The organism is Paraburkholderia sp. EG287B, assembly GCF_040965595.1.
Classification (GTDB): domain Bacteria; phylum Pseudomonadota; class Gammaproteobacteria; order Burkholderiales; family Burkholderiaceae; genus Paraburkholderia.
Genome location: NZ_JBFRCG010000069.1, coordinates 1 through 1,429 on the forward strand (window position 1 = coordinate 1; position 1,429 = coordinate 1,429).

General features: G+C 62.1%; 1 protein-coding gene. It reads left to right on the forward strand.

Features of this window, described 5'->3' with window-relative positions; all coding sequences use genetic code 11:
- Positions 1 to 73: 73 nt before the first annotated feature.
- Complete coding sequence (locus AB4Y40_RS42695) at positions 74 to 1,420, forward strand: IS4 family transposase (RefSeq protein ID WP_368692978.1); 1,347 nt, start codon at positions 74 to 76, stop codon at positions 1,418 to 1,420.
- Positions 1,421 to 1,429 lie beyond the last annotated feature (9 nt).

Below are 1,429 nucleotides of genomic sequence, written 5' to 3' on the forward strand. Positions count from 1 at the left end.
TAATGCCGTTCAGTTAAGCAACTGAACGGCATTTTTGTTGGTGGAGCAAAGGGGTTGTAAACACGTCGCGGCGATGTTAACTTTCGTCGCCATGCTGGTTGACACCCTTCCCCTGCTTGTCGAAGCGCACCCGCCATTCGAATGGGATAGGCTGGGACAGCATCTGCCATACGAATGGATTGAGCAGGCGGTCCAGGCTAGCGGCAGCGCCAGCATCCGGCGTCGCCGTCTGCCTGCGCAGCAGGTGGTGTGGCTGGTGATCGCCCTGGCGCTATACCGGCATCAGTCAGTCAGCGAGGTCGTTGACGCACTGGGGCTTGCGCTTCCCGCACCCGATGCGTCATTTGTCAGCAAGAGCGCCATCGCCCAGGCTCGACAGCGCACTGGCGCGGCGCCCCTGGCGTGGCTCTTTCACGAATGCGCCAGGAACTGGTCTGTGCAGGATCAAGCGCATTACCTCTTCAAGGGATTCTCGCTGTTCGCAATGGACGGCACCACGCTGCGCACGGCCGACAGTGCCGCCAACCGCGAGCATTTCGGGTCGTCCACAGCCGCGCATGACCGGGTCGGCAGCTACCCCCAGTTGCGCGCAGTCACGCTTACTGCCATTTCCACCCACCTGGTGCGCGACGTCGAATTCGGCCCTTACGACGTGAACGAGATGATCTCGGCGCGCCAGCTTGTTGCGCGGGTGCCGCAGAACTCCATTACGGTGTTCGACAAAGGGTTTCTGTCAGCCCAACTGCTGTGCAACCTGGTCTCGGGCGGCGCAAACCGGCATTTCATCATTCCAGCCAAGTCCAATACGCGCTGGGAGGTGCTCAGCGGCGAGCCCGGCGACCAGTTGGTGCGCATGCGCGTCTCGCCGCAGGCGCGAAAGGCCTGTCCGGAACTGCCTGAGTTCTGGCAAGCCCGCGCCGTGCTTGCCGTCGATGCGCGTGGCCGGCAACGGGTATTGCTCAGTTCCCTGTGTGATCGGGAGCAGTTCAAGGCAGCGGAGATCGTGTCCTGCTACGCGCGTCGCTGGCAGGTCGAGACCAGCTACCGGGAATTGAAGCAGTCGATGCTGGGGATGGCGCTGACCCTTCGCAGCCAGACCGTCGAGGGCGTCTACCAGGAGTTCTGGGGCGCGCTGATTGCCTACAACCTGATTCGCCTGGAGGTAGCGAGGGCCGCGCTTGAGGCCGGACGCACACCCGCAGACCTGAGCTTCATCCGCGCGTTTCATACGATTCAGTATGAGATGTCATGGGCAGCGGTGACACGCTCGTACGGCAAACTTCCTGCGCTGCTTGTGCGCCTGCGCGAACGGCTCAAGCAGCTTGCCAACAAAAAACGGCCCGGGCGCTCTTGCGCCCGGGCCGTCAAGTCCAGACCTTTCCGCTACACCGTTCGGAACCTGAAACGGGACCTTAACTGAACGGCATTA

Bases quoted from the DNA above. Each gene is read 5' to 3' on its own strand.
- AB4Y40_RS42695 (WP_368692978.1), top strand. From the start codon at position 74: ATGTTAACTTTCGTCGCCATGCTGGTTGACACCCTTCCCCTGCTTGTC.